General features: G+C 66.0%; 13 protein-coding genes and 1 tRNA gene. 6 read left to right on the plus strand and 8 right to left on the minus strand.

What is annotated here, in order from left to right; all coding sequences use genetic code 11:
• Positions 1–275: 275 nt before the first annotated feature.
• Together ACYVH8_RS02170 and ACYVH8_RS02175 are read right to left on the minus strand one after the other, a co-directional pair.
• Entirely contained in the window at positions 276–926 is a 651-nt protein-coding gene (locus tag ACYVH8_RS02170) for a Rossmann-fold NAD(P)-binding domain-containing protein (RefSeq protein ID WP_460487238.1), read from the minus strand.
• Between the two features lie 7 nt (positions 927–933).
• Positions 934–1,488: a helix-turn-helix transcriptional regulator gene (locus tag ACYVH8_RS02175; protein WP_460487239.1), complete on the minus strand. Its 555-nt coding sequence runs from the start codon at positions 1,486–1,488 to the stop codon at positions 934–936.
• Positions 1,489–1,577: 89 nt separating this feature from the next.
• Here ACYVH8_RS02175 and ACYVH8_RS02180 point away from each other — a divergent pair, with 89 nt between their 5' ends.
• On the plus strand, positions 1,578–2,285 hold the full coding sequence (locus ACYVH8_RS02180) for a CoA transferase subunit A (protein ID WP_460487240.1): 708 nt from the start codon (positions 1,578–1,580) through the stop codon (positions 2,283–2,285).
• 2 nt (positions 2,286–2,287) lie between these two features.
• On the plus strand, positions 2,288–2,926 hold the full coding sequence (locus tag ACYVH8_RS02185; RefSeq protein ID WP_460487241.1) for a 3-oxoacid CoA-transferase subunit B: 639 nt from the start codon (positions 2,288–2,290) through the stop codon (positions 2,924–2,926).
• Between the two features lie 185 nt (positions 2,927–3,111).
• On the opposite strand, the gene ACYVH8_RS02190 is transcribed toward ACYVH8_RS02185, so the two are convergent.
• Positions 3,112–3,534: a BLUF domain-containing protein gene (locus tag ACYVH8_RS02190; RefSeq protein WP_460487242.1), complete on the minus strand. Its 423-nt coding sequence runs from the start codon at positions 3,532–3,534 to the stop codon at positions 3,112–3,114.
• A 108-nt stretch (positions 3,535–3,642) separates the two neighbouring features.
• Between ACYVH8_RS02190 and ACYVH8_RS02195 the strand changes: the two genes are divergently transcribed.
• Positions 3,643–4,362, plus strand: coding sequence for an alpha/beta hydrolase (locus tag ACYVH8_RS02195; protein WP_460487243.1), 720 nt, complete (start codon positions 3,643–3,645; stop codon positions 4,360–4,362).
• A gap of 192 nt (positions 4,363–4,554) precedes the next feature.
• Here ACYVH8_RS02195 and ACYVH8_RS02200 read toward each other — a convergent pair.
• Positions 4,555–4,628 (minus strand) — tRNA-Gly (locus tag ACYVH8_RS02200).
• Between the two features lie 24 nt (positions 4,629–4,652).
• Positions 4,653–6,137 (minus strand): NAD-dependent succinate-semialdehyde dehydrogenase, encoded by a 1,485-nt coding sequence (locus ACYVH8_RS02205; protein ID WP_460487244.1) that lies wholly within the window; start codon positions 6,135–6,137, stop codon positions 4,653–4,655.
• Between the two features lie 188 nt (positions 6,138–6,325).
• Here ACYVH8_RS02205 and alaS point away from each other — a divergent pair, with 188 nt between their 5' ends.
• Positions 6,326–9,079 (plus strand): alanine--tRNA ligase, encoded by a 2,754-nt coding sequence (alaS, locus tag ACYVH8_RS02210; protein WP_460487245.1) that lies wholly within the window; start codon positions 6,326–6,328, stop codon positions 9,077–9,079.
• On the plus strand, positions 9,079–9,621 hold the full coding sequence (locus ACYVH8_RS02215) for a TlpA family protein disulfide reductase (RefSeq protein WP_460487246.1): 543 nt from the start codon (positions 9,079–9,081) through the stop codon (positions 9,619–9,621). Before alaS ends, ACYVH8_RS02215 begins: the two co-directional genes overlap by 1 nt.
• 345 nt (positions 9,622–9,966) lie before the next feature.
• Here ACYVH8_RS02215 and ACYVH8_RS02220 read toward each other — a convergent pair whose 3' ends face one another.
• Entirely contained in the window at positions 9,967–11,142 is a 1,176-nt protein-coding gene (locus ACYVH8_RS02220; RefSeq protein WP_460487247.1) for a hypothetical protein, read from the minus strand.
• 172 nt (positions 11,143–11,314) lie between these two features.
• Between ACYVH8_RS02220 and ACYVH8_RS02225 the strand changes: the two genes are divergently transcribed.
• Positions 11,315–12,427: a transglutaminase-like domain-containing protein gene (locus ACYVH8_RS02225; protein WP_460487248.1), complete on the plus strand. Its 1,113-nt coding sequence runs from the start codon at positions 11,315–11,317 to the stop codon at positions 12,425–12,427.
• Between the two features lie 75 nt (positions 12,428–12,502).
• Here the strand turns inward: ACYVH8_RS02225 and ACYVH8_RS02230 are convergent, their stop codons facing one another.
• Together ACYVH8_RS02230 and ACYVH8_RS02235 are read right to left on the minus strand one after the other, a co-directional pair.
• On the minus strand, positions 12,503–13,636 hold the full coding sequence (locus ACYVH8_RS02230) for an ABC transporter substrate-binding protein (protein WP_460487249.1): 1,134 nt from the start codon (positions 13,634–13,636) through the stop codon (positions 12,503–12,505).
• 125 nt (positions 13,637–13,761) lie between these two features.
• Positions 13,762–14,814: an ABC transporter substrate-binding protein gene (locus ACYVH8_RS02235; RefSeq protein ID WP_460487250.1), complete on the minus strand. Its 1,053-nt coding sequence runs from the start codon at positions 14,812–14,814 to the stop codon at positions 13,762–13,764.
• Positions 14,815–14,861: the final 47 nt, after the last annotated feature.

Genomic DNA, 14,861 nt, shown 5'->3' on the forward strand with positions numbered 1-14,861 from the left:
TCCCTGTGCCCCACGCGAGTGAGTACGGAGACATTCTGCCATCTGAACTTGAGATGCGGAACGGAACGGCTACAACCCCGCTGTGAGTCGGGATATGCCGGGCTCAGGCAGCGAGTGCGGCAAACCCGCTGTTGCGGCCCGCTGCCTTGGCGCCGTGAAGGGCCCGGTCGGCGCGCCGCAGCAGGGATTCAGCATTCTCGCCCTCGCGCCATTGCGCCAGGCCGCAACAGAGGCCAGAGCGATGAAGAAATCATGCAGCCTGCGAGGCTGTCGGCTCAGGGCTGCAGCGCTTCCGATTCGACGACCTGCTCACCCGGCTGTACGCGCAGCACACCGGCCAGCAGGGCCTGGGCGATGCGCGCCGCTGGCACGGGCCGGTAACGGCGCGGGATCAGCGGGCCCAGGACGCGGGCAACGCGCAGGCCGATCTGTTCACCGGGGCGCTTTTGCTCGCGCTCGGCCTCGATCAGCGAGGGACGCACGACCGTGTAGACCGGGTAGCCCAGGGCGCGGATGCCGGCTTCGGTCTCGGCCTTGGTGCGCAGGTAGAAGTTGCCGCGCGGGCTGCTGCCCAGAGCGGAGGTGAGCGCGTAGCGGCTGGCGCCGGCGGCGCGGGCCAGCCGGCCCATCTCGATGGGCAGGTCGCGGTCCACCGCGGCAAAGGCCGCCTGGGAGCCGGCGATCTTGATCGTGCTGCCCAGGGCGCAGATGACGGCGTCCACCTGCCACCAGGGTGCGTCAGCGGGCAGGGGGGCGGAGTCGATCACGGGGTTGAGCAGTTTGGGATGCGGCGGCAGGGGCCGGCGCGTGGGCGCGATCAGCTGGGCGACGCGCGGATCGGCCAGGGCGGCGGCCAGCACCTCGCGGCCGACGGCGCCGGTGGCGCCGAGCAGCAGCAGGCGCAGGGGTGTGGTGGGGGTGGTCATGGCGAAATCAGCCGGCGGTGAGCTTGTGCACCAGATCGGCCGTGGTGCTGGCCTTGTACTTGCGCATCAGGCGGGCTCGGTAGATCTCCACCGTGCGGTAGCTGATGGACAGGGCCTTGCCGATCTCCTTGGAGGTCAGGCCCTCCAGCAGGTGGGCGGCCACCTCGCGTTCGCGGGCCGTGAGCTCGGCCCGCACGGGACGGCGCGAGCTGAGGTCTTCGAAGGTCCAGATGCCGGGGCCGTGGGGTTCGGCCGGGTCCAGCGCGCGGCCGGTGACGTGGCACCAGAAGATCTCCCCCTTGAAACGGCCATCGACCCGTTTCATGATGCGGTTGTCCGCATAACTGCCCTGGCGGTTCATGATGGGGGTGATGCGCGCGCCGGTGCGCTCGAATTCGTCGGCGCTGGGGTAGAGCACCAGGAAGGACTGGCCCACCAGCTCTTCGCGGCTGGCGCCGAACATCTCGCAGACGTGACGGTTGCAGTCCATGATGATACGGTTGCGCGAAAGCACCATGCCGATGGGGGCGAGTTCGAAGGCGAGGCGGAAGTCGATGTCCATAGGGCAGGGATTTTAGGCATAACTACGTATATTGGTAGGTAGTATGGTTGCGGGTCTGCTGCTTTGAATATTTTTAAAAGGAGAACAGCGTGAACAAGGTGTACCCGAGTGCGGCTGCCGCCATCCAGGGGGTGGTCCGCGACGGCCAGCTGATTGCCGTGGGCGGCTTCGGCCTGTGCGGCATCCCCGAGGCCCTGATCGACGCCGTGCGTGCTGCCGGTATCAAGGACCTGACCGCCATTTCCAACAACGCCGGCGTGGATGATTTCGGCCTGGGCAAGCTGCTGCAGACGCGGCAGATCAAGAAAATGATCTCCAGCTACGTCGGCGAGAACAAGGAGTTCGAGCGTCAGTACCTGGCCGGCGAGCTGGCCCTGGAGTTCACCCCCCAGGGTACGCTGGCCGAGAAGCTGCGCGCCGGCGGCGCGGGCATCCCGGCCTTTTTCACCAAGACCGGCGTGGGCACGGTGGTGGCCGAGGGCAAGGAACTGCGCGAATTCGACGGCGAGACCTATGTGATGGAGCGTGCCCTGCTGCCCGACGTGGCTCTGGTCAAGGCCGACGTCGCCGACCGCTCGGGCAATCTGCGTTTCAACCTGACGGCGCGCAACTTCAACCCGGCCGCCGCCATGGCCGGCAAGGTCTGCATCGTCGAGGTGGAGAAGATCGTGGAGACCGGCGAACTGGCGCCCGACGACGTGCACCTGCCCGGCATCTATGTGCACCGCATCGTGCTCAATGCGTCCCCCGAAAAGCGCATCGAGAAAAGAACCCTCACCGAGAAAGCAGGAGCCTGACCATGCCCTGGACCCAAGACCAGATGGCCGCGCGCGCGGCCAAGGAACTGCAGGACGGCTTCTACGTGAACCTGGGCATCGGCATGCCCACGCTGGTGGCCAACTTCGTGCCGGCCGACATGGAGGTCTGGCTGCAGAGCGAGAACGGCATGCTGGGCATCGGCCCCTTCCCGACCGAGGACCAGGTGGACCCCGACCTGATCAATGCGGGCAAGCAGACCGTCACCACCATCAAGGGCACGAGCATCTTCGGCAGCCACGAGAGCTTCGCCATGATCCGCGGCGGCAAGATCAACCTGTCCATCCTGGGCGCCATGCAGGTCAGCGGCAAGGGTGACCTGGCCAACTGGATGATCCCCGGCAAGATGGTCAAGGGCATGGGCGGCGCGATGGACCTGGTGGCCGGTGTGGCGCGCTGCATCGTGCTGATGGAACACGTGGCCAGGAAGAAGGACGGCACGGAAGACTTCAAGATCATTCCCGAATGCACGCTGCCGCTGACCGGCAAGGCCGTGATCGACCGCATCATCACCGACCTGGGCGTGATGGACATCACCCCGCAAGGCCTCAAGCTGGTGGAGCTGGCCCCGGGCGTGACGCGCGAGTTCATCCAGTCCAAGACGGGTGTGCCGCTGGTCTGAGTGCCGACAGCTCCAGGAAAAGGCCCCGTCGGGGCCTTTTCTTTTTCATCTTCAGCAGGACTTTGCGGGTCGTGGGCAGCTCTTCCGGCATGACGCCCCGGCTGCTGATGCGGTCGGTGTCCTCGGCCAGCGGCGCCAGTTTCTTCTTGAGCGCCCGGCCTGCGCGCTCAACTCCCTTTTCTGACTCACCCGATCCAGCGCACACCGCCCTGCACGATCTCGTCGAAGAAGCCGCGCAGCGAAGACGGGCTCATGTTGTAGGGATCGAACTCGGATTTTCGCGAATACTTCAGGAAGATCTGGCGGTTTTCGGCCAGCGAGGAGATCAGTCCCATGTTCCAGTTGCTGAAGCGACGCGAGGCGATCTCGCCAAAGTCCAGAATGGACGGCTCGGTATGGCGGCTGTCCTTCAGGATGCGCAGATAGACCCGGTTGACCACATCACGGTCGCCCTCGAGCTGCTGCAGGAAGAGGCCGTTGGACAGGCAAAGTGCACCGGTCACGCCAACAGCCGCGTTGTTGCGTTGCGAGGCCTGCAGAATGTCTTTCACATCGGCGGGGCCGAGGGTGCGGGCAGAGTGGCTGGCGTAGGTCAGTTGGATCAGCATGGGGTCTCCTGTGTTTCGAGTGATTATCTGGAAGGCGAATAGCCCTTGCTGCGCACGGACTACGTGGGAACCGTTCATGCTGTGCACCAATGCCGTTGGAGAACTTTGATGTTGGATCCGAACCTGATGGGTGCAGCCCTGCTGGGACGCATGGCGTTCCGGCTGCCATCGCCCCCCACCGAAGCGCCACTGCCGCCAGGCCGTCATGCGCTGCAATTCTCCGAAGGGCGTGAGGCCGTGCTGGTCGTGCCCGAGGGGCTGGCCCCGGACCGGCCCGTTGCCCTGCTCGTGATGTTCCACGGTGCGGGCGGGGAGGCCAACAAGGTTTTGCCCCATCTGGTGCGCTGGGCCCGCGCCCGGCGTTTCCTGCTGCTGGCGCCGCAGTCCATGTTCCCGACCTGGGACATCGTGATCGGGGGCCACGGGCCGGATCTGGAGCGGCTGGACGCCGCGCTGTTGCAGGTGGCCTCGCATTTCCACCTGGATCCGGGCCACCTGGCCTTCGCGGGGTTTTCCGATGGCGGGAGCTACGCGTTGTCGGTCGGATTGAGCAATGGCGACGTGGTCAGCCATGTGATCGCCCTGTCGGCGGGGTTCATGAACACCTTCACGCGCCACGGCTCACCGCGGGTGTTCATCGCGCACGGGCGGTCTGACAGGCAGCTGCCGTTTGAGACCAGTACCCGGCCGCATGCCTTGCGTTTGCTGGAGGAGGGTGTCGATCTCACGCTGCTGCCTTTTGAGGGGGGCCATGTGATCGTGCCCGAGGTGGTGGAGAGGGCGGTCGGGTTCTTCATGGGGGCGGAGGATGTTGGCGTGCGCGGGTAGAGGGTTGGCTCGGCTACAGGTGATGGGAATGTGAAATTGCGCGCAACGCTGCGCTGCTTGCAATTTCATCGCTGCGCGACCGTGGCTGCGCCACGTCCAGAACAGTCCACTGGACTGTTCCGACCGAGCCAGTGGGTCGATTCCGCATCGCCCGCCAAATTAAAAACGGCCCCTTGAGGGCCGTTTTTAATTTGGAGCGGGTGATGGGAATCGAACCCACGTTATTTGCTTGGGAAGCAAGAGTCCTGCCATTGAACGACACCCGCAGATTTTTTGCTGCGGTGCGTAGTTTACTTGAGGATGTCGCCCAGGCAGAGGTACTTCAGTTCCACGTAGTCGTCCATGCCGTGGTGCGAGCCTTCGCGGCCCAGGCCGGATTGCTTGACGCCGCCGAAGGGCACGTGCTCGGTGGCCAGCACGCCGACGTTGATGCCCACCATGCCGTACTCCAGCGCCTCGCTGACGCGGAAGATGCGGCCCACGTCACGGGTGTAGAAGTAGGTGGCCAGGCCGAAGATGGTGTTGTTGGCGGCTTCCACCACTTCCTGCTCGGTCTTGAAGCGGAACACCGGGGCGAAGGGGCCGAAGGTTTCCTCGGTGGCGCAGAGCATATGGGCCTTGGCTTCGGAGAGCACGGTGGGCTCGAAGAACTGGCCCTGCAGGCGTCTTCCGCCGACCACGACCTTGCCGCCCTTGGCCACGGCGTCGGCCACATGGCGCTGCACTTTTTCCACGGCGGCGTCCTCGATCAGCGGGCCTTGCGAGACGCCGTCCTCGAAACCGTTGCCGACCTTCACTTCCTTGACCTTGGCCGCGAACTTCTTGACGAACTCGTCGTAGACGCCGTCCTGCACATAGATGCGGTTGGCGCAGACGCAGGTCTGGCCGGCGTTGCGGTACTTGCTGGCCATGGCGCCTTCGACGGCCGAGTCGATGTCGGCATCGTCAAACACGATGAAGGGTGCGTTGCCGCCCAGCTCCAGGCTCAGCTTCTTGACCGTCGGGGCGCTCTGCGCCATCAGGATGCGGCCCACTTCGGTGGAACCGGTGAAGCTGATGTGGCGCACGGTCTCGCTGGCGCAGAAGACCTTGCCCACGGCGATGGAGTTCTCGCTGTCGGCGGTGATGATGTTCACCACACCGGCCGGGATGCCGGCGCGCACGGCCAGCTCGGCCGCGGCCAGGGCCGTGAGCGGCGTGAGTTCGGCCGGCTTGATGATGACGGGGCAGCCCGCGGCCAGGGCCGGGGCGACCTTGCGCGTGATCATGGCCAGGGGAAAGTTCCAGGGCGTGATGGCCGCGCAGACGCCGATGGGCTGCTTGATGACCATGAGGCGGCGGTTGTTGTCCCAGGAGGGCAGGGTCTCGCCGTTGACGCGTTTGGCTTCCTCGGCAAACCACTCGACGAAGCTCGCGCCGTAGCTGACCTCGCCCTTGGCTTCGGGAAAAGGCTTGCCCTGCTCGGCCGTCATGATGCGGGCCAGGTCCTCGCGGTTGGCCATGAGCAGGTCGAACCACCTGCGCAGGATGGCGCTGCGCTCGCGGCCGGTTTGGGCGCGCCAGGCCGGCCAGGCGGCGTTGGCGGCCTTGATGGCGGCCTCGGCGTCGGCCGGGCCCAGATTGGCCACGTCGGCCAGCTTGCTGCCGTTGGACGGGTCCAGCACATCGAAGCGTTTGGCGCCCGCACCCTTGACCCACTGGCCGTTGATCAGCGCGTCGGTCTTGAGCAGGGAAGGGTCCTTGAGCAGGGCCAGGGGGGAGGTCTTCATGTCCATGGTGTGTCTCTTCGGTGGTTGTGTGGGGCGTGGCGGCTGATTTTGCCAGTGAGTCGCGTGTGGGGGCATCACAGGGGCGACAGCCAGTCCGGCAGGCCCTCAAACTTATAATCGATAGTTCAAATAAATCAAGCAGTTACGTGCGTGCCGCAGTCCCCGGGGGAGCGGCAGCCCCGTCCTGGAAAACCATGAGCCTACCCGTCATCTCCGTTGCCGACATCCGCAAGACCTTTCTGGACTTCTTTGCCGCCAAGGGCCACACCGTCGTGCCCTCCAGCCCCCTGGTGCCGGGCAACGACCCCACGCTGATGTTCACCAACTCGGGCATGGTGCAGTTCAAGGACGTGTTCCTGGGCAGCGACAAGCGCAGCTATGTGCGTGCCGCGTCCGTTCAGGCCTGCCTGCGCGCCGGCGGCAAGCACAACGACCTGGAGAACGTGGGCTACACCGCGCGCCACCACACCTTCTTCGAGATGCTGGGCAACTGGAGCTTCGGCGACTACTTCAAGCGCGAGAGCCTGAAATGGGCCTGGGAGCTGCTGACCGAGGTCTACAAGCTGCCCAAGGAACGCCTGCTGGCCACCGTGTACGAAGAGGACGACGAGGCTTACGACATCTGGACCAAGGAAATCGGCCTGCCCCCCGAGCGCGTGATCCGCATCGGCGACAACAAGGGCGGGCGCTACAAGAGCGACAACTTCTGGATGATGGCCGACACCGGTCCCTGCGGCCCCTGCTCGGAGATCTTCTACGACCACGGCGACCACATCGCCGGTGGTCCCCCGGGCAGCCCCGATGAAGACGGCGACCGCTACATCGAGATCTGGAACAACGTGTTCATGCAGTTCAACATGGACGAGACCGGCACCGTCACGCCCCTGCCGGCCCCCTGCGTGGACACCGGTATGGGCCTGGAGCGCCTGGCCGCCATCCTGCAGCATGTGCACAGCAACTACGAGATCGACATCTTCGCCGCGCTGATCCAGGCCGCCGGCCGCGAGACCGGTACGCAAGACCTGACGAACCCCTCGCTCAAGGTCATCGCCGACCACATCCGCGCCACCGCCTTCCTGGTCAGCGACGGCGTGATTCCCAGCAACGAAGGCCGCGGTTATGTGCAGCGTCGCATCGTGCGCCGCGCCATCCGCCATGGCTACAAGCTGGGCCAGAAGAAGCCCTTCTTCCACAAGCTGGTGGCCGAGCTGGTGCGCCAGATGGGCGATGCCTACCCGCGTCTCAAGGAGCAGGAGCAGCGCATCACCGAGGTGCTCAAGGCCGAGGAAGAACGCTTCTACGAGACCCTGGCCAATGGCATGGAAATCCTGGACGCTGCCCTGGCCAACGCCAAGGTGCTGCCGGGCGAGGTGGCCTTCAAGCTGCACGACACCTACGGCTTCCCGCTGGACCTTTCCGCCGACGTCTGCCGCGAGCGCGGCCTCAGCGTGGACGAGGCCGGTTTTGCCGCCGCCATGGACAAGCAGAAGAACCAGGCCCGTGCCGCCGGCAAGTTCAAGATGGACAAGGCCCTGGAGTACAGCGGCGCCGGCAACCGGTTCGTGGGCTACGAGAAGCTCGAAGCGTCGGCCAAGATCGTCGCGCTGTACGTGGACGGCACGTCCACCGCCGTGCTCAAGGCCGGCCAGAACGGCGTCGTGGTGCTGGACACCACGCCCTTCTACGCCGAGAGCGGCGGCCAGGTCGGTGACGAGGGGGTGTTGCTGGTTGGCGGCCCCACACCCCAGCCCTCTCCCCAGAGGGGCGAGGGAGCAACAGCCGCTTCTTCCCACCCTCGGGGCGCGGGAGCAACAGCCTCTTCACTCCCTCTCCCCCTGGGAGAGGGCAGGGGTGAGGGCATGCCCTTCGTGGTCTTCAACGTCGATGACACGCAAAAGATCAAGGCCGACGTCTACGGCCACCATGGCACGCTGACGCAAGGCACGCTCAATGTGGGCGACACGGTGACGGCCCAGGTCAATCTGAGCGTGCGCGCGGCCACCATGCGCAACCACTCGGTCACGCACCTGATGCACAAGGCCCTGCGCGAGGTGCTGGGCAGCCATGTGCAGCAGAAGGGTTCGCTGGTGAACGCCGAGCGCACCCGCTTCGACTTCGCGCACAACGCGCCGGTGACCGAAACGCAGATTCGCGAGATCGAGAAATTGGTCAACGCCGAGATCCTGGCCAACAGCGCCACCCAGGCCCGCCTGATGGACATCGAGTCGGCGCAGAAGACCGGCGCCATGATGCTCTTCGGCGAGAAATACGGCGACACCGTGCGCGTGCTCGACATCGGCACCAGCCGCGAACTGTGTGGCGGCACGCACGTGCAGCGCACCGGTGACATCGGCCTGTTCAAGGTGGTGGCCGAAGGCGGCGTGGCCGCGGGCGTGCGCCGTATCGAGGCGGTGACCGGCGCCAATGCGCTGAGCTATCTGCAGCAGCTGGAAGACACGGTGACGCAGGCCGCCGGCACGCTCAAGGCGCCGAGCACGGAACTCAATGCGCGTCTGGGCCTGGTGCTGGACCAGGTCAAGGCGCTGGAAAAGGAAATCGCCGCGCTCAAGGGCAAGCTGGCCTCCAGCCAGGGCGACGAACTCATGAGCCAGGCCGTGGACGTCAAAGGGCTGAAGGTGCTGGCCGCTCGCCTGGAAGGGGCGGATGCCAAGACCCTGCGCGACACCCTGGACAAGCTCAAGGACAAGCTCAAGACCGCGGCCATCGTGCTGGCGGCCGTGGACGGTGACAAGGTGCAGCTGGCGGCCGGCGTCACCGCCGACAGCGTGGCCAAGGTGAAAGCCGGCGAGCTGGTCAACTTCGTGGCCCAGCAGGTCGGCGGCAAGGGCGGTGGCAAACCCGACATGGCCATGGCCGGCGGCACCGACGCGAGCAGGCTCGGCGCGGCCCTGGCCAGCGTGCAGGGCTGGGTGGCCGGGAAGATCTGATGGACCGCCGCACGCTTCTCGGCTGGGCTCTCGGTGCAGTGACGCTTCCGGCGCTCGCGCAGCGCGGCTACGACGTGACCCCCTGGCCGGCCAACCGACCGGCCCCCGCGCTGCAGGCGCTGGACATGCAGGGCAAGACCTGGACCCTGGCCGAACTGCGCGGCCGTGCCGTCGTGCTCAACTTCTGGGCCACCTGGTGCCCGCCCTGCCGCGCCGAGATGCCCTCGCTGCAGCAACTGGCCGAGATCTACGGCCCCGAGCAGTTGCAGGTGCTGGCGCTCAACGTGGGCGAGGGCCCGCGCCGTATCGCCCAGTACCTGCAGTCCAGCGGCCTGAACCTCACGGTGCTGCTGGACCCGCAAAGCGAGGCTGCCCGTGCCTGGGGGGCCAATGTGCTGCCCACCACCCTCCTGATCGATGCCGAGGGCCGGCCGCGTCTGCGTGTGCGCGGCGAGGTGGACTGGTCGGGCCGCGAGGCCATGGCGCTGGTCGAGCCGCTGCTGCGCGGCAAGTCCCAGCGGGCCAGCGGCGTTTCGAACTGAGCTTGCGCTGAACCAGTCCGTTCGCGTAGAGCCCTTCGACCCGGCTCGGGGCAGAGGCCAAGCTCAGTCCGAACGCAGGGGCTTGTTTGGCGTTTCCTTGAACGCGCGCACGGTGGGCGCCAGGGCCTGGCCCCAGTTCTCGGGGGGCGGCACAGATTCATCATCGAGCCACAAGCGGGTCAGGGCCGCAGCACGGCGAGAAAACCTCCCGGCACCCCGAAAAAATGGACCGTCGTGCGGGCGTAGTCGCAGAGCCATCCGCCGAAAGTCGGTGCCATCCGGTGCGGGGCTTCGTGAGGCCGTCGACGAAGGTGTGCCGCACCTGCATGCGTCTGCGCGTGACGCTCAGGTTCTGGGGATGGGCATGTCGCTGGTGCCCGGACGCACCCAGCGCGCGAACTCGCGGGTGGTGTCCATGCAGCCGCCGGCCTCGGTGTAGACACCGCGCGGCTCGCGCCAGCGGGTCATGCACGCCATGATCCGCGCCAGTTCGACCGGATTGGCCAGGGTGGCGGCGATCAGGGGCTTGATGCGTTCCTCGTCGATGCGCACTTCACCTTTTTCGTCGCGGTACAGGCCGTTGCGCCAGTGGTAGATTTCCACGCACTTGTCGGTCAGGGTGTAGGGCTGCTGCTGCTTCCAGAAGTTGGTGAACAGGCCGCCGCCCAGGTACATGACCCAGGAGCCCTCGAAACCGCAGGCGTCGGCCGACGCTTCGTCGGGGTTGCGGAACCAGACGCGGTCGCCGGGCACGTAGTACAGGGGCGGCACGGGTGCTTCCATCGAACCCTGTTCGCGCAGAAACACGGTGTGGAACTCCTCGGACATGATGGCGCGCTGGCGCCAGACGCCCTGCAGGCGCTCGAACAGCTCGGTGTTGCTGCGCGCCAGCTCCTGGGCAATGCCCAGCAGTGTCACGTACTCGGTGGCGCGGTAGCAGGAGAAGGAATAGAGCCGGTCCGAGACTGCGGGCTGCGTGGTCTTGATGAGGGCGTCGATCAGGGGCACGCCGGGCAGCAGGGTGAAACCCTTGTCTTCGTGGTAGGTCCAGCAGTCCTGCGGGCGTTCGGCCGCATCGGTTTCGAAGGCCAGGGTGGTGCGACGCGCGGCGCGCACGATATTGCGGCGGATGTGGATGGCCGATTCCAGTTCGTCCACGCTGGGAATGTCCAGGCCGGTCGGGCTCATCAGCAGGGTGAGCAGGATTTCGCGCTGCAGATCGGCTTCGCTGTCCTGGGTGCGCAGGCCCAGGGTGCGGGCCAGATCCATGGTGTCGTGGCCCGGCGCCCAGGCCTGTGTGCTGCTGTGGTCCAGCCACAGACGCAGCCAGGGGCCTGCGCCGTCCTCGCCGGCTTCGGCGTGCACCCGTGCGGCCAGTTCGCTGGCGGCGAGCCGTTCCAGGATGGCATGGCACAGGCGTTCGGGTGGGGCGCCGTCCATGTCGCGCAGGAGGACACCGCGACTGACGGGCATGGGCCCTGTCTGCTCCATCGTGTTGTAGGTCTCCTGCAGCTTTCTCATGGGTGTGGCGATCAATATACCCCAAGGCTCGTGGGGTCAAGCTCGGGGATTACTCCGGGGTGAGATGGACCCGGTAATCTGGGCAGCACGATATTTCCATCGTGTTCATGCTGTTGTGAGGCAACTTGACCTGCCCCGCCGGCGGTTTCCACACCATGACGGAGCGCTCTTGATGACCGACGAACGTCGAACCTTTTTGAAGAACGCGGCAGGCCTGTCGGCCGCCTACACCCTGCCGGCCCTGGGCCTGGCCCAGACCGCGCCGGCGCAGCGCCAGTTCCATCCCCGCCCCGGCGCCTGGCGCATTTTCGAGGTGACGACCCGCGTCGACGTCCAGCAGGCCGAAGGCGCCACCAGCGTCTGGCTGCCGGTGCCCTCGGTCGATACCGACTGGCAGCGTTCGCTGGACAGCAGTTATGCCAGCAATGGCGCCACCCGCATGAGCAGCGACGCGGTCTACGGCGCGCGTCTGTTGCACGTGGTGTTCGCCCCCGGCGAGAAAACCCCCTGGGTCGAACTCACCACCCGCATCCAGACCAACAGCCGCGCCGTCAACTGGGCCGCGAAAAAGCCTGTGCCCGAAGCCGCCGCCAATCTCCAGTTCTGGACCCGGCCCACGGCCCTGCTGCCCACCGATGGCATCGTGCGCAAGACCGCGCTTGAAGCCACGCGTGGCGCCAAGACCGATGTGGACAAGGCGCGCGCCATCTACAACTGGGTGGTCACCAATACTTACCGTGAGCCCAAGGTGCGCGGCTGCGGCGAGGGCGACATCAAGGCCATGCTGGAGACCGGCAACCTGGGCGGCAAGTGCGCCGACCTCAATGCCATCTTCGTCGGCATGTGCCGTGCCGTGGGTCTGCCCGCCCGTGACGTCTACGGCCTGCGCCTGGCGCCCTCGGCCTTCGGCTACAAGGAGCTCGGCGGCAACCCGGCCAGCCTCAAGGGCGCGCAGCATTGCCGCGCCGAGGTGTACCTGAAGGACTACGGCTGGGTGGCCATGGACCCGGCCGACGTGGCCAAGGTCATGCGCCTGGAAACAGCCGAGTGGATCAAGGACACGAGTCACCCCGTGGTGGCGCCCCTGAATGCGGCCCTGTTCGGCGGCTGGGAAGGCAACTGGCTGGCCTGGAACATGGCGCACGACGTGGCCCTGCCCGGCAGCCAGGGCCCCAAGCTCGGTTTCCTGATGTACCCGGTGGCCGAGACCGGCGACGAGCGCCTGGACTCCTACTCGCCTGACGCCTTCAGGTACCAGATCACGGCACGCGAGATCACGGCCTGAGTCCGTGGCAACTCAAGGGCAAAAAAAAGGGCGCCACCGGCGCCCTTTGCAATGCCCTCATACCCCTTTGGAAACTCAGTTGCGCAGTCGGCCATTGCGCGTGACCATGGCCAGTTCCACGAACTTGCTGCCGTGGTTCTGTTCCGGTCCGTAGTGCACCGTGTAGCCACCGACGTCGTAACTTCCGAGATGACGCAGCGCGGCCAGCAGGGCCTTGGGGTCGCCCGGTTTCTTGCTGCGGCGCATGGCTTCGGTCAGCACCTTGGCGGCTATGCAGGCTTCCAGGTGCGTGCTGTTCATGGGCGTGGTGATGCCGCTGTCCTGCAGGGCCTTGCCGCATTCACGGATGACGGGCAGCGAGGCTGAGGTATTGGGCACCACCTGGGAAATCGAGGCCCCGGCGCCGGCGGCCCCGGCGGCGTCGATGTACTGCTGCGCGCCGACAAAGGACAGGCTGGACATGGGCACGTAGAGTCCGCGGGCGGACAACTGCTTGCTGATCTCGGCGGCCGGGCCGGACAGCACGGTGTTGATGATGACCTCTGGCTGCAGGGCCACCAGCGCATTCATCTTGGCCGCGTCGATCGTGGCGTTGCGCTGCAGGGCGAAGGCCTTGGGCGTCTTGCCCTGGCGCACCAGGTACTCGGTGACCACGCCCAGGTTCTGCACGCCGACCTCGTCGTCGTAGTGCACCACCACCACCTGTTTCATGCCCAGGCTCATCCAGAAGGTCAGCATCTTCTCCAGTTCGTCGCCGTAGGAGGCGCGCAGGGTGTAGACCACGGGGCTGGGTTTGCGCACCGGATTGGCGCCCGAGAAGGGGGCAAAGAAAAGCGTGCCGGCCTTCTCGGCCTGGGGCATGGCGTCCAGGCTCAGCGTGGCCGAGCCGTAGCCGAACAGCGCCACCAGGCCCTTGGTCTGCAGCAGCTTGGCGGTGTTTTCACCGGCGATCTTGCGCTGGTTCTGGTCGTCCAGGGTGAGGAGTTCGACCGGGCTGCCGTGGACACCACCCTGGCTGTTGACCAGCTTGAACCAGGCCTGGGCGCCGTCCCGGATGTCCTTGCCGAAGACGGCGTTGTTGCCCGAGAGTGGGGCCGACTGGCCGACGATCCAGGCGGCCTGGGCCTGTGCTGCACCGTGCAGCAAACCGCCCAGCGCACACAGCAGCGCCGCGAGGCCCGTCGTGTGCTTGAAGTGTCGAATTTTCATGATTTGTTCCATGGATTGCAATATGACTCCATGGTGAACCATGGAGATGTTTCAGGGCTAGGCCTGAAACCGAAACACTTGTGTGCAGTCGTACGACGGTGTAAGCAAAGGTTGCAGAAACATGCTTACCTGCGCAGTTTGCCGCCGCGCGCGACCATGCCCAGCTCCACGTATTTGCTGCCGTGGTTCTGGTCCGGCCCGTAGCTCACGGTGAAGCCGCCGGTGTCGTAGCTGCCCAGATAGCGCAGCGCGGTCAGCAGGGCCTTGGGGTCGCCCGGTTTCTTGCTGCGGCGCATGGCTTCGGTCAGCACCTTGGCGGCTATGCAGGCTTCCAGGTGCGTGCTGTTCATGGGCGTGGTGATGCCGCTGTCCTGCAGGGCCTTGCCGCACTCGCGGATGACGGGCAGCGAGGCTGAGGTATTGGGCACCACCTGGGAGATGGACACACCGGCCCCGGCGTCGCCGGCCGCGTCGATGTACTGCTGCGCGCCGACGAAGGACAGGCTGGACATGGGCACGTAGAGTCCCCTGGCCACCAGGCGCTTGCTGATCTCGGCGGCCGGGCCGGAGAGCACGGTGTTGATGATGACGTCGGGCTTGAGGGCCACCAGCTCATTGAAGCGGGCATCGTCGATCTTGGCGTTGCGTTCCAGCGCGAAGGCCTGTGGCTGCTTGCCCTGGCGCGCGAGGTAGTCCTTGACCACCCCCAGGTTCTGCACGCCGACCTCGTCGTCGTAGTGCACCACCACCACCTGTTTCATGCCCAGGCCGGTCCAGAAGGAAAGCATCTTTTCCAGCTCGTCGCCATAGGAGGCGCGCAGGGTGTGGACCACGGGGCTGGGTTTGCGCACCGGGTTGGCGCCCGAGAAGGGGGCAAAGAAAAGTGTGCCGGCCTTCTCGGCCTGGGGCATGGCGTCCAGGCTCAGCGTGGCCGAGGCGTAGCCGAAGAGGGCCACCAGGTTGCGGTTCTGCAGCAACTTGGCGGTGTTCTCGCCGGCGATCTTGCGCTGGTTCTGGTCGTCCAGGGTGATCAGCTCGATGGGCACGCCATTGACGCCACCCTGGGCGTTGACGGACTTGAAATAGGCCTGGGCGCCGTCCCGGATGTCCTTGCCGAACACGGCATTGCTGCCGCTCAGGGGCGCAGACTGGCCGACGACCCAGGCGGTCTGGGCCATCAAACTGCCATGCCAAATGATTCCCAACGCGACGAGCAGCGCCGCTT

Source organism: Curvibacter fontanus (assembly GCF_054780335.1).